Here is a 24536-nt window from a genome sequence, read left to right as displayed (position 1 = left end):
CTATGCTGTAAGCTGCTGTCATTTTCGTTTCTTTTTCTGTCTCTTCTGTTTCAATTTTATGTCCTATCTTAACCTTACTTTGCTATATAAGACCCAAACGAGTAATGGCGATGCTTCGCATCGCCATTACTCGTTTGGGTCAATCTTCCATTGCCATAGTTTAGAAAAGCCCATAAATGGGCAAACTTGAAAACATTGGCTACAGAAATCATAAATCCTGAAAAGATATTGATATCTGTAACTCAATTCATAATCTTAAAAAGCTTCAAAAACTCTAGTAAGCTCCAAATCCAGACAAAACCTTGGGAACGGTCATCAACAATATTTTCAAATCTGACCACAAAGTCCAGCCACGAAGATAAGTTAAATCGCAATCAGTAACTGCATCTAGATCAAGCATTGTTGAACGAGCGCTAACTTGCCAAGCCCCTGTTACGCCTGGCAATGAGTTCAGTCTTCTTTTGCGATCGCCATTAATACGCAAAGCATCATACAAAGCCCAAGGACGTGGCCCAACCAGACTCATTTCGCCGCGCAAAACATTGAAGAGTTGAGGAAGTTCATCAAGACTATACTTACGCATCCAACGACCAACATTAGTAATCCTTGGATCAGCTTCACACTTATGAAGTCCAGTTTGACCACTCATCACCAAATGATGCAATTTGTCAGCATCGGTAATCATGGTACGAAATTTAATAATTCTAAATAATTTACCGTTTTCACCAATACGCCATTGATGAAAAAATATTGAACCACTTGAGCTACTAGCAATAATCATAGCTAATGAAATCATAACTGGACTAAGAATTAAGAGAATTAGCAAAGCTGCTAACCAATCCAAAGCCCGTTTTGCGTTCCAAGTAATTGGATTATTCCTTTGCGGTAGCTCATTTGTATGAGGCAAGTTCAAATATACGGTTTTCTCAGATCTATAACAGACATCAGCTAATTCCTTGAGTTTAGCTTCTCCAATTTCAGGCTCAACCCTAATTAATTTAACTGTAGACTCGCTATAGTCAGCAGATATTTTATTAAGAATAGTAGATTTATACATACTCAAAAGTGTGTAAAAGAATAAATCTATAGAGATTTTGATTTGCTTAGATTTGAATGTTAAATTAGACATATAAGAAATTGATTTTGGGTGAACAGCCAGTTCATTTATTTGCACTTTACTTACAATAAAACCAGTCATTTCTGCCCTCTTTACTACTTCTAAGTCTTTACAATATCAACTGACTCAGCTTAGATCTCAAGAATTTAATTTTAATAACATATAACTGAATTTCATGTCATTAACTTTGAAGGTATGTACTATTCTTGATATATATACTTATCTATCAATTCCATTTACATAGCAACTGCTAGAAGTTAGCAAAAGGTCATATCAAAAGTTATATAAAAGTTATATTCTTGGTTTGCATTTTGTAGAGTCTTCAAACATGTATAGCGATTTTCCTATCTAGTGCAGTATGGGGCTGTTACCTCGCCTTTGGCTGAGAAACAGCCATCTGTACCTCGCTTGTTTCAAAATTGCTATAGCTATCATTTCTCTGATGGGCATTTTGAGAATTGGCAATAGCAACCCTAAACGAAAAGGGACTGCCCCTTCGAGGCAGTCCCTTTTCGTTTAAAACAACTTAAATAACAATACACAAATGGCGTAGCCATTTTGTGTGTTTAAAACCCAGTAAGGGTAATGATTTGAGAAGCTTTTATCTTTTGGGATTTAAGTTTTAACTTTTGAGAAGATCATCCTCATCAATGCCAACTGGGTTGTAACTATGCGGCAACTCTTTAACTGCGTTAGCAATCACTCCGATTAAATTCAGCTTTTGGAGAATAGAGATAGATTGAGAGAATTCACCACGAGTAATTCGATCAATCCGAGCCACTGAAACCACACCGCCACAACAAGAAGCTATTTGAATTGTATCGACTGTGCCGAGAATCGGAGGTGAGTCAATAATAACAAGGTCATAATCCTGCTCAAAACTGGAGATCAACTTTTGCATCCATTCGGAACTAAGCAAAGTGACGGAATCACTAGGAATTGGACCGGCTGTAAGAATATCGATAGCTGAGTTGGATGATTGGATCACATCTTGGCTATCTACAGTGCCTTTACTAGAAAGTAATGTTGATAGACCTCTTTCATTAGGTAAATTAAGCTTCTTATGTAACGATGGCGATCGCATATCTGCGTCAATTAACAGGACTCGTTTGTTCAATCGTGCAGCACAAGTGGCAAGCCCAAGAGCAATAGTGGATTTACCCTCGCCAGGAAGAGCTGAGGTAATTACTAGCGATCGAATACTTATTTCTTGAGAAAAACTATTGAGCTGAATATTTTTATAAATTACATCCAAACCTTCCCGAAAAGGAACCCATTGAACTATCTCTACAGTAAGAGGCGAAACAGATTGCCCTTTCAGAAACTGTGGGAGAAAGCCAGAGCTTGCCTCTTCATTCTGCAAATATTGGGGAGTCATACCCAGCAAGGATAGAGAAGCAATTTGCTGCTCCAAATCATTATAGGTATGCATCGTATCGTCTTGCATATCCCTAACAAAAGCAGCCATACCGCCAATAAATAATCCTGCGACGACACCCAGCAATAAGTTTCGGCGGAGTGAATCTGCAGCATCATTAGAACCAAGACTTGGTTCCTCAACAACTTGCCAATCAAAGCCACCACGAGTAATCTCTAGACTTAGATCTTGCCGATTTTTGAGCAATGTTTGCAATGTGTCTTGCTGAACCTTCAGTTTAGGTATTAAGGTTTCGTATTCACCGAGTAATTTAGGTAAGCGCTTAATCTCAGCTTGTAGATCTTGCTCTTGAGATTCCAAAGAATCCAGTCGAGATTGAGATAATGTAATTTGAGTTTGGGTTTCTGCGATTTGACTTGCTAAAGTTATATCAATACTACTTAGCTGATCAACATTCCATTTAGGAGAGCTGGATAAATTAGAATCTCCTAAAATACTTCTTCTTTCTTCTTCAAGACTATTCTGCTGTTGCCTAAAACGTAACTCAAGGGCTTCAACAATAGGACTAGCAGATTGAAATCTAGCTTTTTCGCGATTTAGAGCAACTTCTATACTTTGCATTTCTATGACGAGTGCTTGATATCGTGGCGACTGATTTAAACGTGTAAGTAATACAGCGTCCTGTGAAGACAGGTTGAGTTTTTGTTGTAGAGATTCTAGACGAGTGACTGCTTGATCATATTCTAATTTAGCAGTGCGTTTTTGTTGCTCAATCCCACTCAATGCTGCTGTAACTTCTGTTACTCGCTGAGTCACATCAAACAGATTGTTCTTACGCCGAAATGCTTCGATTGATTCAGAAACTTCAGAGATGCTTTGACGTACAGTGGAAACTTGCTCATCTATACCTGCTAATCCCTTCTGTAAGCGCTTTTCTTGCTGCTCTCGATTGTAATCGGTATACACTTTTTGAAAAGCCCTTAAAACCTCTCTAGTTTTTACAGGATCTAAGGCAGTATATTGGATTTCAATAATTTTGGTTGGTTCTTGTTTATCTCCCAGCATACCAATTTTTAAAGATTGAAGATCCGTACCAGTAATACCAGGATATTTATCGTTTAGTAAAGTAGCAGCTTTTTGAAATAATGAAGAGCTTTTCAGCAATTGTAGTTGTGTCGCATAGTCAATCTGGACAGTTGAGTCAAGATTTAAGGTTGAGTTTCCAGCAGCTTTGGAGTCAGTTTTATAAGTTGATTCAACCAACAAGCGCATGATACTAGTGTATTTAGGCTTAGAGATAATGTTTATAGAAACAGCAATTACTAGTCCTATACATAGACCACCCAAAAACCAAAAGCGCCTACGGGAGATAACTGCAAAGATTTTCCCGTAACCTGGATCTTGCTCAGCGAGAACTGGAGCTGTTGGATTAGCCGCATTGATACTCATAGTTTTCCACTCTTATAGTTCCAGTACTAAAAACTCTTCTGTTAAGTTATTTCTTGATTCCTCTGCTGGTACAAATTTCCTCTACAATCTGATCCACCTTTTTGAAGAATACCGACTCGGAAAAATTAGAGATTGCATGTTCTCGGATTTTGGCATAGTTCCAGTCTACTTTTTTTGCTTTGATTATGGCATTTTTCAAAGATTCGGCAGTTTGTTGCTCAAACAAAATACCCGTAAGCCCAGAGACTTGTGTGTCCATGACTCCACCAGCACCATAAGCAATTACAGGTGTACCGCTAGCATTGGCTTCAATGGGGACAAGCCCATAATCTTCTAAAGCGGCAACAATTACAAATTGTGCCTTTGACATTAGATTACACCGATCGCGATCATTAACATGACCAAGAAATTGAATATTTGGACGCGCTCTTGTTCGCAATTGTTTCGATTCAGGTCCTTCTCCTGTGATAAGGAGCGGAATATCTAAGCTGTTAAACGCATCGATAATTATATCAAGGCGTTTGTAACTAAGATGCCGCGAGGAGACAAGACAGTAATCATCTTTTTGATCTGAAAAAGTAAACCTACAATCATCAATTGGATAATTTACAACTACAGCGTCTTTTTTATAGGTTTCTTGAATCCTCTTGGCAACTGTAGTGGAATTAGCGATGTAATAATCTGGTGATTGCGCGTAAAAAATGTCTTGTTGACGCATTCTTTGAAAAACGGTCTCAATGAGAGGCTTTAAAAAGCTATACGCACCATATTCTCTCAAGTAAGTATTGGTGTCCCACAGGAACCTAGTAATGTTGTGGCAAAAGCAAATATGCACCGCATCAGAGCGCTTTTGGACTCCTTTAGCAAAGCTTGCACTGCTGCTAAGGATTACATCGTATTGCTGAAGATTGAGCGCATTAAATGCGCTGTAATAAAATGGTGCAAACAGACGAAAGTATTTACGAGTTGCAGGAATCTTTTGTAAAAATGTAGTGTGAACTACGCGATCGCCTAAATCAATGGTGTTTTTGCGATCGTGAACAGAAGTATAGAGGTCTGCTTCTGGGAAATGCTTGCACAAAAGTTCAAATACCCTTTCAGCACCACCCCGTTGTGTAAGATAGTCATGCACTAGAGCAATTTTCATTTGATTTTAATGGGACTGACTAGGGTTACTAATTTGAAAAAGCAATATTCCCACAATTCTCATTATCAAAACCAATTTTGGGGTGTGCATCACAGTAAGAGCGGCACACCCCAAAATTGGTTTCATAATTAGAGTTGCTAGTAATATGCATAACAAAATACAACAAAGCATAAAACGTCTTAGAATGACAAGAGAGAAGTTATATAAAAGTTATATTTATATCTTTAAGGCGCATCTATGACGGCTGATGAGGCGGTGACATTTATAGAGTTGTCGTTAAAAGAGCGCAGTCTGACTCGAGTTGAGCAGTCTGTCTTTCTTGGGGTATGGCAAGGTTTGTCTTATTCTGAGATTGCTAAGCAGACTGGCTATGATGCAGGTTACATAAAACTAGTCAGCCATAAGCTTTGGCATTTATTAACGGAGACTTTTGGCGAAAAAATAACCAAAAGTACGGTGCAAAATGTAATTCGCCGTCAAATACAAAAAAAACAATCTGATTCTCCAACGACTGCCCCCAACTTACAGGCTTCGTCAAGCAGCAATCAAGACTGGGGTGAGGTCGTCGATGTCACTTTCTTTTATGGTCGTAAACCTGAGCTAGATATCCTAGAAGAATGGATAGATCACGATCGCTGCCGATTGATAGCACTTTTGGGCATGGGTGGTTTGGGCAAAACGGCTCTGTCTGTGAAGTTAGCACAGCAATTGCAAGATAAATTTGACTTTGTGGTGTGGCGATCGCTAAATAATGCCAAAACACCAAGCGAAATGTTGGCTGCTGTGATCCATTTCTTGTCTCAGCAGAGAGAAACTCCCGACACCACTGATACCAATGCCTTAATTTCACGATTAATGGAATACTTACAGCGATATCGTTGTTTGTTAGTGTTGGACAATTTTGAATCAGTCTTGAGAGATGAGGCACAAGCTGGAGCGTACCGCAAGGATTATGAAGGTTATGGCGCTCTGTTAAGAAGAATTGGGGAGGTCGCCCATAAGAGTTGCGTGGTGATTACTAGCCGAGAGATGCCTGAAGAAGTCGCAACTTTAGAGGGAGATATTTTACCTGTGAGAGCCATGCTGCTGAATGGATTAGATGAATCCGCAGCAGAACATGTCCTCGAAGCTAAGGGGATTAAAGCTTTGGCGGGCGATTTGCATCGGTTAGTGGACTGGTATCGTGGTAATCCCCTAGCGCTAAAGATCGCCGCAACTTCGATTAAGGATCTTTATTCGGGTAGTATTAATCGGTTTTTAGAGCAAAAGACGATTATTTTTAGTGGGATTGGAAATCTGATTGAGCAGCAGTATCAAAGACTTACTGCCCATGAGAAACAAATTATGATCTGGTTAGCAATTAATCGTGAGCCAGTTCAGCCAAATGAACTACGCTCAGATATTGTGCCAACGATTGAGCAAAATCATCTAATGATGTCTTTGCGATCGCTAAAGAGACGTTCGTTGGTAGAACATACAGCCGCAGGATTTACACAGCAACCTGTAGTTATGGAGTTTGTCACCAACTTATTGATTGAACAAATTTATCAAGAAATCACTCAAGAGCATCCTCTCGGCATTTTACCAAGTATCCAATTAAAGCTAAATCGGCAACTTTTCTATTTGCGCCACTATGCGTTGATCAAAGCAACCACCAAGGACTATGTTCGCCAAAGTCAAATCCGTTTGATTTTAGAACCTCTTGCTACCAAGCTTTTAGGACGTTTGGGCAGCAAACAAATGGTGGCTAAAGAGCTATTACAGAGCCTTGAAGAGTTACGCAGACGCGAACTACGCCCTGAAGGTGAACTTAAATCAACTTTTGGCTATGGTGGCGGCAATATAATTAATTTGTTATGCAATCTTGGCATTGATTTAACAGGAATTGACTTTTCTTATTTAGCCATTCGTCAGGCTTACTTGTCTGAAGTCAAATTACATCGGGTTAACTTTTCTCAAACTGCTGTCATTAAATCGGTATTTGCGGAGGTAATTGGTGGTGTGCTGTCAGTAGCTTTTAGTGCTAATGGCAAATTATTAGCGATCGGAGATACTAAAGGCGATATTCATCTTTGGCAAGTCAGTGATGGTAAGCCAATACTTACTTATCGAGGGCATAAAGGATGGGTGGTTTCTGTCGCTTTCAATCCTGAAGGAACAGTTTTAGCAAGCAGTAGTGTTGATCAATCGATCAAATTATGGGATGTCTCAACAGGTGATTGCCTGAATACTCTGCAAGGATATATTGGTGCAGTGATGTCAGTCGCCTTCAGCCCCGATGGCATAACCTTGGCTAGCGGCCATGCCGATCGCACGGTAAGACTATGGAGATCGGGGCAAGCTATTAAAATTTTGCATGGTCACGAAGATATTGTTGAAGCTGTTGCTTTTAGCTCAAAAGGGAATCTACTAGCAAGTAGTAGTGATGATTGCACTGTAAGACTGTGGGACATTGATACTAGTGAATGTTTGCAAATATTTGAAGGACATGAAGATATCGTCTGGTCGATCGCCTTTAGTCACAACGGCAATGTACTAGCTAGTGGTAGTGAAGACAAAACCATTCGACTATGGAATGTGGAAACTAGTAATTGCATAAAAACCTTAACAGGGCACACCCATACTGTTTTTGCTGTGAGTTTTAGCCATGATGGTTCAACACTTGCCACGGGAAGTGGCGATCGCACAATCCGTCTTTGGGATCTGAAGACAGCTCAATGCTTTAAAAGCTTAACTGGGCACAACCATTGGGTGCGTTCAGTTGCCTTTCATCCTGATCGCTTAGTCCTTGCAAGTAGTAGCGGCGATGAAATGGTAAAGCTTTGGGAAATTGATAAAGGTTTATGTATGCGGACTTTTCAAGGTCATACAGGACGATCATGGACAGTCAAAGGTAGCAATCAGAGTGATACCGATATATCAGGCAATATCTCTAATGAGCATCTCCTTAATCTTTGGGAAGTCACATCAGGAAAGCAGTTTCGGATTTTGCAAGGTTATACCAATGCTGTGCGCTCCGTTGTCTTTAACTTAGAGCAAAGCCTGTTAGCTAGTGGTGGTGACGACTCGATTATTCGTCTTTGGGATATCCAATCTGGTCAATGCATCCGAGCTTTGAATGGACATGCAGGGCATGTTTGGCAAGTTGCCTTTAGTCCTATAGGTACATTACTTGCCAGTTGCGCGGAAGACTGCACGATCAAACTATGGGATGTTAGCAGCGGCAATTGCCTAACCACAATTACCGAACATCCTGATTTAGCCCGAACTTTAGTATTTAGCCATGATGGGAAATTGTTGGCGACTGGTGAAACCAGTCGAGTAATTAAACTTAGAGATATTATCACTGGTGAATGTTTACTTATTCTCCAAGGTCATACATCGGCAATCTTGGCAATCGCCTTTAGCGCCGATGATCGTTATTTGATCAGCAGCAGTCGTGATAAAACGGTAAAAATTTGGGATACCCAAACAGGAGAATGCCTCCAAACGCTGGATCAACTTACCTCATTTGCTTCAAATATCACATTTATGCCAATGCAACCCAATATGGTTTTTGGCTGTGGGGAAAGATTTATCTATCGTTGGAATATCAAAAGTGGTGAATTTATCCCTGAATTTATAGGTCACGATGGCAATGTCTTGACAATTGCCGCCGATCCCAAAGGGATGTTGTTGGCAAGTGCTGGCGAAGATGCCCAAATCAATATTTGGAACTGGCAAACTGGTGAAGTGATGGGCACTTTAGTTGGGCATGTTGGCACGATATATGCAGTGTCATTTTCTCCTAATGGCGATCTGATTGCTAGTAGTAGTCGTGATGAAACAGTCAAACTCTGGGATGCTAAAACAGGTAAATGTATCAAAACCTATCGTGAACCACGTCCCTATGAAGGTCTAAATATTGCTGAAGCCACAGGTTTAACTTCTGCCCAAAAAGCTAAGCTACTTGCCCTCGGTGCGATCGAAGAATAATAGATAGTTTCGCGAATCGAGACTATCTATTATTTGATTTGATAACTTGCTCATACACAGATCGCATTTGCGTCGCAATTACTTGCCAATCATAATTTTGCTTGACATAGGTTTGGCATTCTTCCGCACTCGGAATTTTTCGCTGTCCAGACAAGGCTTCGCTAATTCCCTGAGCTAATTGATTGGTTGTGCTACCTTCCAAGACAAGATCGGGAGAAAATGGCAGCAAAATTTCAGGGATACCGCCAATCGGTGTCCCTAATACAGGCGTACCCGCTGCTAAAGATTCAATTACGATTAGTCCAAATCCTTCCAGTGATATTGTTGGCACAATTGATAGTTCTGAGGCACGATAAGCGATCGCAAGGTCTTGATCTGGCACAAATCCTAATAGCTGCACATGATCCTCCAATTGCAATTCTTGAATCTGCGATCGCAGATTTTCGGCGATTGCTCCTTTACCAGCAATGAGTAGTAATACATCAGGATGTTGCTTACGCACCAAGGCGATCGCGGCAATCAAATTCTCCAAACCCATGCGCTGAACTAATCGCCGTACACAGAGGATAATCCTCCGATCCTTTTGCCAGCCTAGTTTTTCTCTCGCTTGAGCGATCGTCAAATCTAGATTGAATTCTGCCGTATCAATTCCCCCACCAACGATAAAAATCTTTTCTAACGGCACATTATAGGTTTTATGTAAAACTTGCCGAAATGATTCTGACAAAACAATAAATCCATTTACCCTTCGATAAACAAGCTTCTCGACTGCCCATTTACCCCAAGTCGATAATCGTCCTCCGCCTTCAGCTTGACTCTCAAGTGCCCAAGGCCCGTGGAAATGCATCACTAAAGGCAATTTGCCTAAGCGATCTAGTAGAGGCAATGTATACAAAGCAAAGTGTGATGCTACCAAATCAAATTCGGAATTCGCTATGGCATGATTAAAGGCTTTTCTCACACCTAGCGATCGCTGCCATGTTGAGCTATTTGTCGAGGCAAATGTCTGCACTTTCCCACCTGAACTTTGGAAAATGCGATCGGAGCCAGCCACCAGACCATTAACCTCAACGCCAACTCTGGGTAGATAGTTTACACAACCGTAATAAACACGAGCTAATCCACCTGCTTCTTCTAAAAACCAGCTTGTACCTAGCTGTAATGTTTTCATAAAAATTTATTAACTATTGACATCTCTACATACAGCAATTCTAAATGGTTTCTAGAAGAGCATAACCTTCGGCTGTAATCTTCCACAAACTTATGGCAATTTGCGACAAGAAGGACATATGTTTTTCATGAAACGCTTTATTTTAGTGACTTTTGTGAAAAAAATATTTTTCGTTTATGGCTATAATCAACGATATTTTGTGATTTTAAAACTCTAAAATCGCTCCTGCCAATTTATTCTCATTACATCAATTTTAGGGATTTACATCTCCTGCGGTACTACAAGTTCCTAAATTGGTTTCATAATGAAAATATATATATAAGGGACTAGCAGTAAAATTGTTCCCTTTATTAAATCCCATCCCCCTAATACTAATTCACAAAAGTGTGACAACACTTCTGTGAATTAGTAACAAAACTCTGTAAGGGTTTTAAAAACACAAATTGGCGTAGCCAATTTGTGTTTTGGTATAATCATTGCTCCAATTTGGATATCTCCCCACATGTCTTATACGATCGCCTCAAATATATGTGAAGGCATAGCCGAATGCGTACCTGCTTGTCCCGTTGCCTGTATCGAACAGGGTGAGGGCGCAAACATTAAGGGAACGATTTGGTTTAAGATTGATGCCTCAATTTGTATCGACTGTGGTGTTTGCTTACAGGTCTGTCCAGTTCAGGGGGCTATTTTGCCAGAAGAGCGCCCTGAGTTAGTAACCTAAGAGAAACGTGTGTTTTCACTATTTTTTCTCCTAGATCTGTAATCGGCGTGATAGTATAACTCCAGTAAAAGCAGGTAAGTAATCAAGAGTAAACACGTTAAGATAACGATGTTTTTCCTGTAGTACACAAGCTCCGAAGAAATGTATCTGTATACTACTTGTTGCATATTTTGCAGGTAGCCATCAGATATATAGCAGCAAGAGGGTCGCAACTGTGATCCTTTTTGCTGTGATCGGTTTAAAGATAAAAGCACTCAAAGAGTGGGCGATCGTCCCACTTTTTTGTTTTTAAAATAGCTTTTTACAGCTTGGCTCTTAAACTCTTACGTCAATAGCAAAGAAACGTTCACACTGTAAGCTCAAATCTTAAATTCTATGAGTCATCCTCTAATTCCGCAAATTTTTCAAATTGCTGAAGAAGTTGCCTCGCCCCTTGGGTTGGAGGTTGTCGATGTTGTATTGCATACCAATAAAAATCCTGTGGTATTGCGGGTCGATATTCGCAATCCTGATCAAAATACGGGGTTAGATGACTGTGAGCGGATGAGTCGATCGCTAGAGCCAACTCTTGATGCGGCCGATTTGATTCCCCATGCCTATGTGCTGGAAATTTCTAGCCCAGGAGCCGAACGTCAATTACAGGGCGATCGCGAATTTGTGGCTTTTCGAGGTTTCATGGTCACCGTTGGTACAACAGTCCTCCATGAAGGTAAACAAAGTTGGAGTGGACATCTCATGTCGCGAAACGAGACACATGTGACGATTAGTATCAAGGGGCGGATTGTCAATATTCCCCGTGAACTTGTTGAGCGTGTTGAATTAACCAAAATGGAATAAATAGAACCTATAGCGTTTAGCAAATGAGTGTGTACTCATTTGCTAAACGAAAGCCAATCACAGAAAAGGTTTGGAGTTGTCATTTTGTCGTAGGCAAAATGACAAACGCTATTGAGAATTGCAATTATTGATTTTTATAGAAGCGAGAAATACTTATGTCATTATTGAATTTACCTGGATTAGGACAAATGGTGGAGGTGATTAGTAAAGAGCGTAATCTCCCCAAACATGCTGTCCAAAATGCTTTGCGTGAAGCTTTGCTCAAGGGATATGAGCGCTTCCGCAAAACCTATCGCTCCGATGGAATCAACTTTGAAGAAGAACATTTTAATAACTTTGATGTAGAACTAGATCTCGAAGGTGAAGGGTTTCGGGTTCTAGCGACGAAGACTATTGTCGATGAGGTTGGTGATGCCGATCATGAGATTGGTTTGTTTGAAGTGCGCGAAGTCGCTCCTGAAGCCCAAGCTGGTGGAACTGTAGTTGTCGATGTGACCCCAGAGCAGGGTGACTTTGGACGTATGGCAGCAATTCAGACAAAACAAGTATTAGCTCAAAAGCTGAGAGATCAACAACGCAAGATCATTCAAGAAGAGTTTCAAGACATTGAAGGAACGGTTTTACAAGGTCGAGTACTGCGTTTTGAAACTACTTCCGTAATTGTCTCGGTCAGTAGTGGATTTGGACAGCCTGAAGTTGAGGCAGAACTCCCAAAACGAGAACAACTTGCGGGCGAAAGACCTTATCGTCCCAATATGACCCTTAAGGTTTATCTTAAAAAGGTTTTTGAAGGTTCGCGGCGTGGTCCTCAGTTATTGGTGTCAAGAGCCGATGCAGGATTAGTCGTGTATCTGTTTGCTAACGAGGTCCCCGAAATTGAAGAGGAAATCGTCCGTATAGTAGCAGTGGCGAGGGAAGCTAATCCTCCATCTTCAGCTGTTGGTCCCCGCACTAAAATTGCTGTAGATACGCTTGAGCGCGATGTTGATCCTGTGGGAGCTTGCATTGGAGCAAGAGGGGCAAGGATTCAAGCAGTAGTTGCTGAGCTACGCGGCGAAAAAATTGATGTGATCAGATGGTCGCCCGATCCTTCGACTTATATTGCCAATTCATTAAGCCCTGCGCGAATCCATGAAGTCCGCTTAATTAATGCCAATGAAAGGATTGCTCATGTGATCGTCCCAGAGGATCAACTAAGTCTTGCGATCGGGAAGGAAGGACAAAATGTACGTTTGGCGGCACGTTTAACTGGCTGGAAAATTGACATTAAGAACTTATCAAAGTACGACTATGAAGATGAAGATCGCAAAGCTCAAGAAAGTATTGCGATGGCAGCGCCTATCCTTGACCAATCTGATCTAGATGATGAAAATGATTATGACAACAATGAAGATTAAAAGTCTACAGATTACATGCCTAAGAAACCATTTAAGAATTAATTTCTGCGGTCAAAAGCTCTAAGAGATCCCCCTCAATCCCCCTTAAAAAGGGGGAAGAATTTAATTCTCCCCCCTTTTTTAAGGGGGGGATCTAGACAATTCTTAAATGGTTTCTAAAGTTGTAAAGTTGCGCCCCGTAGGTAGCAATTCTCATTTTAAAAACTGGTTTTTGGAAAGCCAACCTACGGCTGGCTTTCCAAAAACCAGTTTTGGGTTTTCCAGCGCCTGCGGTGCTGGAAAACCCAAAACTGCTTTCATAATTAGAATTACCGCTCCTTAGGGGCGCAACTTTAAAACTTTGGATAATTTTTGTACAAGTACTTTAGGAGTAAATTAGCTTGGCTCTGAAGCTAAACCGTCGTTGTGTTAGTTGCCAAAGTATTGCTATTCGCGATACTTTTTGGAGGGTGGTACGTGTGCCGATCGCTTCAACAGAGAATAAACCCAACGAGGCTAACGCCAAACATGATCAAGTTCAAAATCAAATTCAACTCGATCATGGCATGGGGAGATCGGCTTATCTTTGCCAAAAATTGGAGTGTTTACAACTAGCCCAAAAGAAAAATCGACTAGGGCGATCGCTCCGCACCCATATTCCACCTGAAATTTTTGACATTCTCAAATCACGTCTCTAAAATCACATTCAATTAGCAATAATCTGCAAAGTTATGACTAAACAAACAATTCTGGTCACGGGTGGCGCAGGCTATATCGGTTCTCATGCAGTCAAAGCACTGCAACAGGTTGGTTATAAGGTGGTGATTTTAGACAATCTCGTCTATGGTCACCAAGATATTGCGGAAACCCTAGGAGCAGAATTGATTATTGGTGACACTAATGATCGCACTTTGCTTGATCGCTTATTTAGTGATCTCCAAATTACCGCTGTTATGCATTTTGCCGCCTATGCTTATGTCGGTGAATCAGTGACACAGCCAGATAAATACTATCGAAACAATGTGGTAGGTACTTTGTCTCTGCTAGAAGCGATGGTTGCAGCCAATATTAAAACCTTTGTTTTTTCATCAACTTGTGCCAGTTATGGCGTACCACAGCAAATCCCCATTACGGAAGATCACCCTCAAGCACCGATTAATCCTTATGGGGCGACCAAGCTGATGGTCGAACGAATTTTACAGGATTTTGATGTCGCCTATGGGCTGAATTCGGTAATTTTTCGATATTTTAACGCCGCAGGAGCCGATCCTGATGGGGCGATCGGAGAGGATCACAATCCTGAAACACATCTGATTCCGTTAATTTTGCAAACGGCTTTGGGTATACGCGAAGCGATTACAGTTTACGGCTCTGATTACCCAACAGCAGACGGGACTTGCATCCGTGACTATATCCATGTAACTGATCTAGCTGAAGCGCATGTACTTGGTTTGCAATATTTACTGAATGGCAACAAGAGCGAAATTTTTAATCTTGGTAATGGCAATGGCTTTTCGGTCAAAGAGGTAATTGATGCAGCGAAGCAAATCACTGGTAAGCCGATTAATGTGGTGATGGGCGATCGTCGTGCAGGAGATCCACCTGCTTTGGTTGGCAGTAGCGAGAAGGCAAGGACAATTTTAAATTGGCAGCCCAAATACGCCGATTTAAATTTGATTTTGCAACATGCATGGCAATGGCACCAAAAGCGTCATGCCTAAAAAATGTAAGGGCAATTCATGAATTGCCCTTACATTTTTGCCAAAGAGTAGATCTCGGTGATCGCTATAGAAGTTTGTCAATTTTTTGAGCTAGTTCAAAGTCAAGAGCGCTGATGCCCCCAGCGTCATGGGTAGTGAGGTCGATTTTGACTTTGTTATAGACATTAAAAAGTTCAGGGTGATGTCCCATCTTGTCAGCCACGATCGCAACTTTACTGATAAAGCCAAAGGCTTCGACGAAATCACGAAACTTAAAGTTTTTTTGTAACTTGTGATCAACAACTGCCCAACCTGCTAACTGTGCGATCGCAGATGAGATTTCGACTTCAGATAATTTTTGAATAGTCATGTCTTTTGGATGAATACAGATAGAGCTCAGCCTATATTCACACAAAAACTAAAAAAGCGGCGACACAAAGTGTCGCCGCTTTTTTAGTTTTTGATTGGTTGGTCTCGATACCACCAAGATAGGATTTGTACCCAATTCCAGCCATTTTGAGCCATTTGTTGGGTCATTTCTTGATCGAGGTGTTGACCATCGGAAACGGGCATATATCCGCCACCCCAGCTAATCCAGTTGCGGGGCAAACGAGCGCGATAGTAGCCCTTAAATCCAGGTCTGAGCATATAGCCTGCGGTTGAGGCGACAGCCTGATCGCTACGACTATGAATTAGGGCGATCGCCTGACCTGTTTGTGAATCAAAGCGATAGAAGCCTTTGTACACTTGATCGCGAGTATCACTCACTAGATCGTATGGAGCTTCACCCCATTTGCGTTGACGCTGGGTATTGACAGCATAGCTACGAGCTGCTACCGCTTGCGCCATTAATGCATCCATATGCCAACTGGCAGGCATTTCACTAGGCACAACGCTACGAAGATATTCTTCAAGGGACAACACATTAACTGCGATCGCCTTGTTATTCCAAGCACGCAATTCGATCTCGCCTGGATAAAGATTGCTGCCGACTTGCACCAATCCATTATTGCTAGGGGTAATCCGATAGGCAGAAGTAAGAGGCAATGTATACCACTTACCAGGATCGAGACGGCGGCTTGACTGTCCTGATGCTTGTAGGGTCGATGGTTGGGTCACAGCTACAGACATTTTGGAGCCATTTTCCTCTTTAACCAAAACCCTCAATAAATTGGCCGCAGCAGCATGAGAGACTCCTGCGACAATTACCAACATTAAGGACAAAATTAGCGTGTACATCCCTTTGGAGAAGTGTTTCATCATTTAGTTAGTCACTTACACCTGTAAGCAAAGAATGTAATTAATTTTGAGTACGAATTAAGGCATTTTAGTTTAGCCTCGGATAACCAGATAGTTTAGCAAAACAATCTGATTTTGATAAACATTATTTCTGCATACTTATAGCAGCTTTTGCCTGAATTTTACCGAGGCAATAACAATTTCTAGAAGTTTGATTCGCTTTCAGGAATTAAAAAACAAACTCAGCAAGGGTTTTGTAATTCAATAATGTACCAAATATAAAACCAGAATTTAGTGGGACGGCTTTGCCGCCCAACCAATTCTGTAAAATCTGGAATGGTACTTTATTTATTACTTTACTTATTACTTTATTGATGCGCTTGTCCATAAGGGCTTTTAATCCTCAGCAGTTCTCATTATAAAAATTGGTTGTTTGAAAGCCCGCCGTTGGCGGGCTTTCAAACAACCAATTTTGGTGTTTCCAGCGCCGAAGGCGCTGGAAACACCAAAATTGGTTTCATAATTAGAATCGCTGTTTAATCCTCAAAATGGCAACGCCATTTTGAGGATTGGTATTAAAGAGGTTGAAAAATATCGCCCAACCGTCCTTTAGTACATAATGGTAATCAGGAAGAGTAAGCGTGCGGTTGCGAAATTTATCTCAAAATTAACGAAAGGCTATTTTGAGTACAAGTTTTGAGGAAAGTCCGGGCTTCCATGAAGATCAGGCTGCTGGATAACGCCCAGTGCGAGCGATCGTGAGGATAGTGCCACAGAAAAATACCGCCCTTTGTAGACATAGCGCGAAGCGCTATGTCTACAAAGGGTAAGGGTGCAAAGGTGTGTTAAGAGCGCACCAGCAGAGTCGTGAGGCTCTGGCTCGGTAAACCCCAGTTGGAAGCAAGGCGAGAGGATGCAAGTGTTGCGATCTTCAGTTGATCTTGTGTCCGTTGCTTACTGTGGTTGTCTAGTGAAAACTAGGCGATCGCAGTTAAGTGTGTGCCGCATGAGGTATTTGGTAACAAATATCCCAGATAGATAACCGCTAAGGCAGTTGTTAAAACTCCTGAAACAGAACCCGGCTTATGTCTTACTCTTCCTATTAAAATTCTCTAAAGACTAGAAATTGCTCAACTTCACGCTGTAAATCTGGTCTTTGTAATAACAGTTTTTATTGTGCTTACGACAAGAATAAAAACTCAAAAACTTACTGGGTTGGATTTTCTAATGCGCACATACTCATTTGAAAATCACTATCTGTTTATATTTTTCAAGTTTTGTGTACTAGGTTGTCAAAAAACAAAAGGCAGATTTTAAGTTTTTTGATTGATATTAACCTTGAAGATCTGGTACATCTAGAATCTATATGAGATCGCTTGAATTGCATCCTTGAAACTGCATTTGTTCTTACGAAACATTTTAACTAGAGTAATTAAACTATGGGAATTGCTCCCAACCATTCATCATTGCTCCCTGAGACGACCCATCGCATATCTCGCAAGTGGTCTGGTAGAGCAGTTATAGGAATTACATTTGTCTGCTTGATCTCAACCCTCAGTATTCGTTTTTACTCTGAGCCACGCTTAGGAATCGGTACGTTTGTCGATCAAGATTTACGGTCGCCAAGAACGATAGCGGCGACTGATATTGAGGCAACTAAACAGGCAAAAGAACTAGCCAAACAACAAGTAGTACCGATCTATCGTAGTAATCCTGAAATAGATACTAATGCCTTAAAGCATCTAGATGAACTCCTGCAAGTAGGCGATAACCTGCGAATATCATCTGGCAACTTACCATACGTCGATCGCAAAATCCTCAGTGATGACGTGCAACGATATCTTAGACGGATTTCTAATCTGGATTGGTCACAGTTACAAGATCGAGCCAATAAACTTGCCGCTAATGTCAATAATCAGGCTGCTATAGCTAGTTTTATTAATAGAGATAAAGAAGCCCCATCCGTAGCATTGGCTGAGCTAACTCTATACAAAATCAATGCTCTTCCCCAAGACTATCAAAAGCTAATCAATACCGTAACTGATATTCGCCAAGCCTATGCAATGACTCAAGAAAATGCAGCAAAAGGGCCAGAGATGTTTCGCGATCGCCTCTTGGAGATGACCAATGAAGAATGGGAGGTCAGTAAGAAAATGACGCGGCAAGCATTGATCGATCTGCAATCCACAGGAATTGTAGCTGGATTACCTGATGATATGCTGCAAAAACGGCTAACAGGCCTAAGCAACTTACCAACAAATGACGAGCATCGAGCAATGTCGATCTCTTTGCTCAAGACTACGGTCAAGCCAAATATGACGATTGACTATGTTGGCACAACTGAAAGGGCAATCAAGGCATCTGAATCAGTTCAGACTCAAAGGATTTCAGTTAAGGTCGGCGATTTAATTGTTAAAGGTGGGGAGAAAATTACTGAGCGGCAATTTGTTATTTTAGATGAACTAAAAATGACGCAAAGACAAGTCAATTTCAATGGCTTGATTTTGATGGTGGCAGCTACAACAATCGGCTTTGGCATATTTGGCTATGCCAATCGACGATGGCAATATTTACTAAAAGTAAAATTACATATCCAAGATCTGTGGGCTCTTGGCATTATCTGTACTGGCAGTGCTCTCGCCGCAGTGACTATGGCTCCCAACTTGATTGTATTCCTGCCATTAGCGAGTATTGGTCTAATCATTGGCAGCTTTTACAGCTCTCGACTTGCGGTCTTGCTTACCTGTCTCACATCAACCTTGCTTGCGATCGCGATTAGCCCTAATTTATTAGCATTCGTACCTATAATCATTGGCGCAATTGTCGCTGCGGCAGTTACTGACCGTCCTCTCACCCGATCGCATCTAGCGGCAACAGGTTTGCTAGTTGGCTTTTTACAAGCGGCTGTATATATTGCGATCGCACTTATTGCAGGCTCGACTCCACCAGTCCTGATCGTGATTACCGCGCTTCAGTACGCATCGGGAGGATTGATTTCTGCGATCGTCGCTCTTGGGGCAATTCCTTATCTAGAGCATATTTCTTACGCATTAACCCCTTTTCGTCTAGCAGAGCTAGCGAACCTCGATCGCCCTTTACTGCGTCGCCTAGTCACAGAAACCCCTGGAACTTTTCAACACACTTTATTTGTAGCAAACCTAGCCGAAGCCGCCGCCCGCGAACTAGGAGCAGATACAGCCTTAGTGCGAACGGGTACGCTTTATCACGATATAGGCAAAACCCTCAGACCTGAATATTTTATAGAAAATCAAATGGGGCAACCTAACCCCCATGATCTACTTAACGATCCTTGGGAAAGCGCCAAAATTGTCAAAGAGCATGTTGCAGGGGGCATCAAACTAGCCCAGAAATATCACCTTCCTGAAATGCTGCAAGCGTTTATTCCAGAGCATCAAGGCACGATCACGATTAGCTATTTTTATTGTCAAGCTCAAAAGAGATCGGATCATGTAGTTGAGGCAGATTTTCGCTATGTCGGACCAATCCCTCAATCTCGCGAGACAGGAATTGTCATGCTAGCTGATGCCTGTGAAGCTGCATTGCGATCGCTTGGTACAGAAACAACCCTCGAAGCGGCTAAAAAACTGCTTATGCGAATTTTTCAAGCTCGATGGGATGATGGTCAACTCAAAGATTGCTCTTTGTCATGGGAAGATTTAGATCGGATTGCACCTGTATTTATTAAGGTTTGGCAAGAGCGCAATCATGGCAGGATTAAATATCCACACCTAGCTGACAAACTTGATCCATCAGGCTCAGCTTTACCCGATCATCTTTGTAAACCAAAAGATTCTGTAACAGCACAAATTCAGACAGCAATATCAAAAACAATTGCTTTGAAGTAAGTATTTTTACAGTGTAAGACTCAAAAGCAAAAAAGGTGCAAAGCACCTTTTTTGCTTTTGAGTCTTAATTTTTTCTACCATCTATAGATAGGAAATTTTGAAAATAAAGAAACCTCAAAATTAGAACGGCGATGCAAAGCGCCGTTCTAATTTTGAGGAGCTATCAAACTAAATACAGAGAGGTTTTTATAGTGCTTTCTGGTTAAACCAACCAATAAATTTTTTGAAAGTGTTACTTTTCAGTACTGTCAAAAAATTTATTGGTTGGTTTATCAAAGTCTCAAACTTTTAAGTAGAAACACTTAGAAGAGACACAAATAGAAACTATCTTTATGTTTTCTTAATTATTAAAACCTTTACCTTGAATCTAGAAATTCCTCAAGAAGATTGTTATGAAAGCATTACAGGAATCAGTTAAGACATTATTAAGTTTATATTTTATTCGGGATCGCTGAAATGCTTCCTATGTCAGGATTAGGACTTGCTTGAGGCTCTATTACTACCCTGCATAATTAAATTAATTAATAAATTGCATTTAATAAATTTTTGGCAAAGCCAAATTTAAGATATATGAACACTTCAGGCAACTCAGTTCCAGCTTGTCGATTGTGTCAGCACTATAATCCTGAAGGAAGAAGGGGCGGTTTTTGCGGAAAATTAGACGTTCCTGTCAATGCTGATTGGGAATCTTGTAGCCTAGCAGCTCATCCCTTTGAGCAATCTTGGCAACCTGCTAATGATTTCAATTCTCTACTTCATGAACCCTTTCATAACACAATCCCCCTAACGCATGAAGAAAGCCTAGAGCTGCAAGAAATTAATATGCGATCGCTCAGCTTTTCAGATTATTAGAATGATTAATTGACTTTTAACTGGAATAAATAATTCATCTACTAAGCCCCAAAATAAAGTTGGATATTCTACTAAATTTATTAATAATTCCAATGTCAAAAACAAGCATTTTAAAGAAATCTAGCAGCACTAAATAGTATGTAGAATAGCGCAACTAAAGAAGGCACTATTCTACATAGAAAACTACAAATGATTGAGAATTACTAATGGTTGTTAATCTAGCAATATTAGCTTTGCTTAGGACATAAGTGACTTACACAAAATAATCGATCCCCAAAATATAGCGGTGAGCGTAGCTCTCCGCTATATTTTGGGGTTTTATAAGGATCATTTTTTTCTTGGAGTTCCCTAAAACCAAAAAGAGTAATAGCGGCGCTTTGCGCCGCTATTACTCTTTTTGGTTTTGTTTTATCCTAACTAACTCAATCATTACTATATTGATCACTATTAATCACCACAAGCAGCTCATAGTAAATTTGCATGTGATAATCTTAATTAATTGAGAATTCACAAGTCTGTGATAGGTAAAAAGTGCTAGCAAGGGTTTGGAGCGCAGCAATCTTAGGTATCGATGCCATCCAAGTGGGTGTAGAGGTAGATGTATCAGGAGGATTGCCTGGAATTACCTTGGTAGGCTTACCTGATACCGCAGTTCAAGAAAGTCGAGAGCGGGTTAAGGCAGCAATCAAAAATGCGGGCTATGCTTTCCCAATGCGAAAGATCGTGATTAACCTCACACCTGCCGACCTGCGTAAAGAAGGACCTATTTTTGATTTACCCATTAGCATTGGTATCCTTGCCGCCTCCGAACAAGTCGATCCGCAGTTATTAGGCGATCACTTGTTCTTAGGGGAAGTTTCCCTTGACGGTTCACTTCGGCCTGTTTCTGGCGTATTACCGATCGCGGCTGCTGCCCAACGGTTAGGAATAATTGGGATTATTGTACCTAAGGAAAACGCTCAAGAAGCAGCCTTAGTTAAAGGCTTAGCTGTATATGGCTTAGAAAGTATTACCGAGGTGGGAGATTTCTTGGCAAATCCTGACAAATATCAGCCAGTAGTTGCCAATCCTGACCTGAAATGGCATGAAAGTGAATTCAAACTAGATCTTAAGGATGTTAAGGGTCAACAACATGCCCGTCGCGCTCTGGAAATCGCCGCCGCAGGTGGGCATAATCTGATTTTTGTTGGTCCCCCTGGCTCTGGCAAAACTCTATTAGCAAGACGCTTACCCAGCATTTTGCCCAATATGAACTTTGATGAAGCTCTAGAAGTGACCAGAATTCATTCTGTGGCTGGCTTGCTAAAGGGTAAAGGAATGATAAGCGATCGCCCATTTCGTAGTCCCCATCACTCTGCTTCTGGCCCCTCTTTGGTTGGTGGCGGTAGTTTCCCTCGTCCTGGTGAGATCACCCTAGCCACAAATGGCATCCTTTTTTTGGACGAGCTGACAGAGTTTAAGAGGGACGTATTGGAATTTTTGAGACAACCATTAGAAGATGGGTTTGTAAGCATTTCCCGCACTCGCCAATCCGTAACCTTCCCAGCCCAGTTTACACTTGTCGCAAGTACAAACCCTTGCCAATGTGGATATTATGGTGATTCTGTGCAGCCTTGCACTTGTACGCCACGTCAACGTGAACAATATTGGGCAAAATTATCGGGCCCGTTAATGGATCGGATCGACTTACAGGTAACGGTGGCAAGATTAAAGCCCGAGGAGATGACTCGATCTGCCGAGGGGGAAAACTCTAGCGCCGTTAAAGAAAGAGTACAAGAATCCCGCAAAATTCAACAAAATAGATTTCAACAGGAACCTAGAGTTAATTGCAATGCGCAAATGCAATCCAGACATTTGCGCCAATGGTGTGCACTAGATAACCCTTCCCGTGACTTATTAGAAGCTGCAATTAAACGTTTAGGTTTATCGGCTCGTGCAACTGATCGAATTCTCAAGGTATCCCGAACGATCGCAGATCTAGCCAATGCCGAAAATATTCAAGTAGTTCATATTGCTGAAGCAGTCCAATACCGCACGCTTGATCGGGTCACTTAGATAATGAGCCTCATTTAGCGTCATCGTTTCGATTTAGGCTTTTAATCTACAAATATAAAAGCAAAAGTCTCACAGTTTGAGGATTTTATTGTTTTGGCTCCCAGAGAGTGCATTGAATAATCCCTAATTCATTTAAGTACCGCACCGCAATTAAATATAAAACCCCAAAATCTGTACCGTCTGCTTAGCGGACGGTACAGATTTTGTCTCTGTTTTGTTAATTATGCCAAGGTACTTATACCAATTCTCAAAATGACTACGCCATTTTGAGAATCCAAAAACCATACTGGGTTTGATTTTTAATTTTCAAAAGTACAGGTGCACTTTTGAAAATTGGTATTATCTTAGAAGATTTAAAAAATTATTTTGATTTTAGTGCGAGAGCAAAGCCCTATACATGCTATTTTGTGTCTTGACTTTAGGCTCGACAATTAATCTCTTTACTGGAGAAGACTAAAATATGAACAGTTTAATAAATAATTAAGCGCTAACTTAGAATTTAAGATAGGTAAAGCCAAAATGCCAATCATATTAACCTTAATATACCTGTTTGGTGATTTGCTAGTGGAAGAGTCCTATCGGGGAATTCATGTATGAGTACAGTTCTGGTGGTTGAAGACAGCGTGACACAACGAGAAATGATTGAGGACTTACTGAAGGGTAGTGGTTTAACCGTTAAGACAGCAGGTGATGGCGTGGAAGCACTAGAGCAAATGCAAGGCAATTGTCCAGACATTGTAGTTATGGACATTGTCATGCCCCGCATGAACGGCTATGAGTTATGCCGTCGAATTAAAACAGATCCCAAAACTGAGCGCGTTCCTGTCGTAATGTGTTCATCTAAAGGTGAAGAATTTGATCGCTATTGGGGGATGAAGCAGGGTGCTGATGCCTATATAGCTAAGCCATTTCAGCCTCAAGAACTAGTTGGCACTGTTAAACAGTTACTGAGAAAAGCTTAAAGGTTTTACAAAGAATGATAAAAGTGTAGACAATTCTTGATTATTTAATGGCTGTTGGTTAACATCAATACTTTAATACTTTCTCAGTATTCTCAATATTTGTATTCTAAAACTTGAAGACATTAAAAATTTGCTATTTTGCAAGGTAGAGATCCTCAAATTATGGTAGGAAACCAAGAATTCTTCCCTGGTATCGGACAAGATCAGGCAACGGACTTTGATCAAGGTATCGAAGCCCCAGAAGGTGAGCTGCACTTAAGATTTTTTGTGGCTTCTGGAATTGAGTTTGCTTTACCAGCAATTGGAGTCAGTCAAGTTTTGGAATACTCTCCAGATCGGATCAACCCAATGCCCAATGTATCCCCGTTACTACTGGGTACCGTAAATATTCGGGGTAGAGTAGTTTGGGTAGGAGATCTCGGTCAGTTTTTGGGAGAGACCCCTCCCGTCAATACAGATCGCGCCGAAATTTCGATCATTGCGATTGAGGATCAGGGCATGATGTTAGGTTTAGCGGTAGAGCAAATTGGCGTAATGGCTTGGCTTGATTCTTCACAATTAAATGTTTCAAGAAATAGCTCTGACAGTATGGCTCCGTTTATTAAAGGTGAGTGGATAATGGAATATAGCGATCCCCTAAAGCTTCTAGATCAAGTCAATATTTTACGATCAGCAAGGTGGGCATCCTAGA

Annotated in this window: 17 protein-coding genes and 1 other RNA gene; 12 read left to right on the top strand and 6 right to left on the bottom strand. The window is 41.0% G+C overall.

Going from position 1 to position 24536, the window contains the following annotated elements; all coding sequences use genetic code 11:
• Positions 1–274: 274 nt before the first annotated feature.
• From hepC to CQ839_RS08125, 3 genes are all read right to left on the bottom strand, one after another.
• Positions 275–1057: a heterocyst development glycosyltransferase HepC gene (hepC, locus tag CQ839_RS08135; protein WP_258040663.1), complete on the bottom strand. Its 783-nt coding sequence runs from the start codon at positions 1055–1057 to the stop codon at positions 275–277.
• Between the two features lie 682 nt (positions 1058–1739).
• Positions 1740–3944 carry a polysaccharide biosynthesis tyrosine autokinase gene (locus CQ839_RS08130; protein ID WP_103667771.1) on the bottom strand — a complete coding sequence of 735 codons (2205 nt, stop codon included), beginning with the start codon at positions 3942–3944 and terminating at the stop codon, positions 1740–1742.
• A gap of 46 nt (positions 3945–3990) precedes the next feature.
• Positions 3991–5091, bottom strand: coding sequence for a glycosyltransferase (locus CQ839_RS08125; protein WP_103667770.1), 1101 nt, complete (start codon positions 5089–5091; stop codon positions 3991–3993).
• Positions 5092–5328: 237 nt separating this feature from the next.
• On the opposite strand from CQ839_RS08125, the gene CQ839_RS08120 reads away from it, so the two are divergent.
• The gene (locus tag CQ839_RS08120; protein WP_103667769.1) at positions 5329–9066 is read left to right on the top strand and encodes a WD40 repeat domain-containing protein; all 3738 of its coding nucleotides are present in this window, start codon (positions 5329–5331) and stop codon (positions 9064–9066) included.
• A 22-nt stretch (positions 9067–9088) separates the two neighbouring features.
• Here CQ839_RS08120 and CQ839_RS08115 read toward each other — a convergent pair whose 3' ends face one another.
• Positions 9089–10237 (bottom strand): glycosyltransferase family 4 protein, encoded by a 1149-nt coding sequence (locus CQ839_RS08115; RefSeq protein WP_103667768.1) that lies wholly within the window; start codon positions 10235–10237, stop codon positions 9089–9091.
• Positions 10238–10739: 502 nt separating this feature from the next.
• Between CQ839_RS08115 and CQ839_RS08110 the strand changes: the two genes are divergently transcribed.
• The 5 genes from CQ839_RS08110 to galE all read left to right on the top strand — a co-directional run bounded on the left by CQ839_RS08110 (position 10740) and on the right by galE (position 14892).
• On the top strand, positions 10740–10958 hold the full coding sequence (locus CQ839_RS08110; protein ID WP_103667767.1) for a 4Fe-4S dicluster domain-containing protein: 219 nt from the start codon (positions 10740–10742) through the stop codon (positions 10956–10958).
• A 375-nt stretch (positions 10959–11333) separates the two neighbouring features.
• Positions 11334–11795: a ribosome maturation factor RimP gene (gene rimP / locus CQ839_RS08105; protein ID WP_103667766.1), complete on the top strand. Its 462-nt coding sequence runs from the start codon at positions 11334–11336 to the stop codon at positions 11793–11795.
• 155 nt (positions 11796–11950) lie between these two features.
• Complete coding sequence (gene nusA, locus CQ839_RS08100) at positions 11951–13192, top strand: transcription termination factor NusA (protein WP_103667765.1); 1242 nt, start codon at positions 11951–11953, stop codon at positions 13190–13192.
• A gap of 380 nt (positions 13193–13572) precedes the next feature.
• Entirely contained in the window at positions 13573–13869 is a 297-nt protein-coding gene (locus tag CQ839_RS08095; RefSeq protein ID WP_258040662.1) for a YlxR family protein, read from the top strand.
• A gap of 33 nt (positions 13870–13902) precedes the next feature.
• Positions 13903–14892 (top strand): UDP-glucose 4-epimerase GalE, encoded by a 990-nt coding sequence (gene galE / locus CQ839_RS08090; protein ID WP_103667764.1) that lies wholly within the window; start codon positions 13903–13905, stop codon positions 14890–14892.
• Positions 14893–14956: 64 nt separating this feature from the next.
• Here the strand turns inward: galE and CQ839_RS08085 are convergent, their stop codons facing one another.
• Positions 14957–15241 (bottom strand): 4a-hydroxytetrahydrobiopterin dehydratase, encoded by a 285-nt coding sequence (locus CQ839_RS08085; protein WP_103667763.1) that lies wholly within the window; start codon positions 15239–15241, stop codon positions 14957–14959.
• Positions 15242–15324: 83 nt separating this feature from the next.
• Positions 15325–16134: a SpoIID/LytB domain-containing protein gene (locus tag CQ839_RS08080; protein WP_103667762.1), complete on the bottom strand. Its 810-nt coding sequence runs from the start codon at positions 16132–16134 to the stop codon at positions 15325–15327.
• A gap of 607 nt (positions 16135–16741) precedes the next feature.
• On the opposite strand from CQ839_RS08080, the gene rnpB reads away from it, so the two are divergent.
• From rnpB to CQ839_RS08050, 6 genes are all read left to right on the top strand, one after another.
• Positions 16742–17212, top strand: an RNA gene (gene rnpB / locus CQ839_RS08075) — RNase P RNA component class A.
• 337 nt (positions 17213–17549) lie between these two features.
• The gene (locus tag CQ839_RS08070; RefSeq protein WP_103667761.1) at positions 17550–19976 is read left to right on the top strand and encodes an HD family phosphohydrolase; all 2427 of its coding nucleotides are present in this window, start codon (positions 17550–17552) and stop codon (positions 19974–19976) included.
• Positions 19977–20546: 570 nt separating this feature from the next.
• Positions 20547–20828 carry a hypothetical protein gene (locus CQ839_RS08065; protein WP_103667760.1) on the top strand — a complete coding sequence of 94 codons (282 nt, stop codon included), beginning with the start codon at positions 20547–20549 and terminating at the stop codon, positions 20826–20828.
• 531 nt (positions 20829–21359) lie between these two features.
• On the top strand, positions 21360–22883 hold the full coding sequence (locus tag CQ839_RS08060; RefSeq protein ID WP_103667759.1) for a YifB family Mg chelatase-like AAA ATPase: 1524 nt from the start codon (positions 21360–21362) through the stop codon (positions 22881–22883).
• Positions 22884–23476: 593 nt separating this feature from the next.
• Positions 23477–23845 carry a response regulator transcription factor gene (locus tag CQ839_RS08055; RefSeq protein WP_094532768.1) on the top strand — a complete coding sequence of 123 codons (369 nt, stop codon included), beginning with the start codon at positions 23477–23479 and terminating at the stop codon, positions 23843–23845.
• 162 nt (positions 23846–24007) lie between these two features.
• On the top strand, positions 24008–24535 hold the full coding sequence (locus tag CQ839_RS08050) for a chemotaxis protein CheW (protein ID WP_103667758.1): 528 nt from the start codon (positions 24008–24010) through the stop codon (positions 24533–24535).
• Position 24536 lies beyond the last annotated feature (1 nt).

This window comes from Pseudanabaena sp. BC1403 (assembly GCF_002914585.1).
Lineage (GTDB): Bacteria > Cyanobacteriota > Cyanobacteriia > Pseudanabaenales > Pseudanabaenaceae > Pseudanabaena.
The sequence above is the reverse complement of the archived record's forward strand: the minus strand, read 5'-3'. Positions and strand labels throughout refer to the sequence as shown.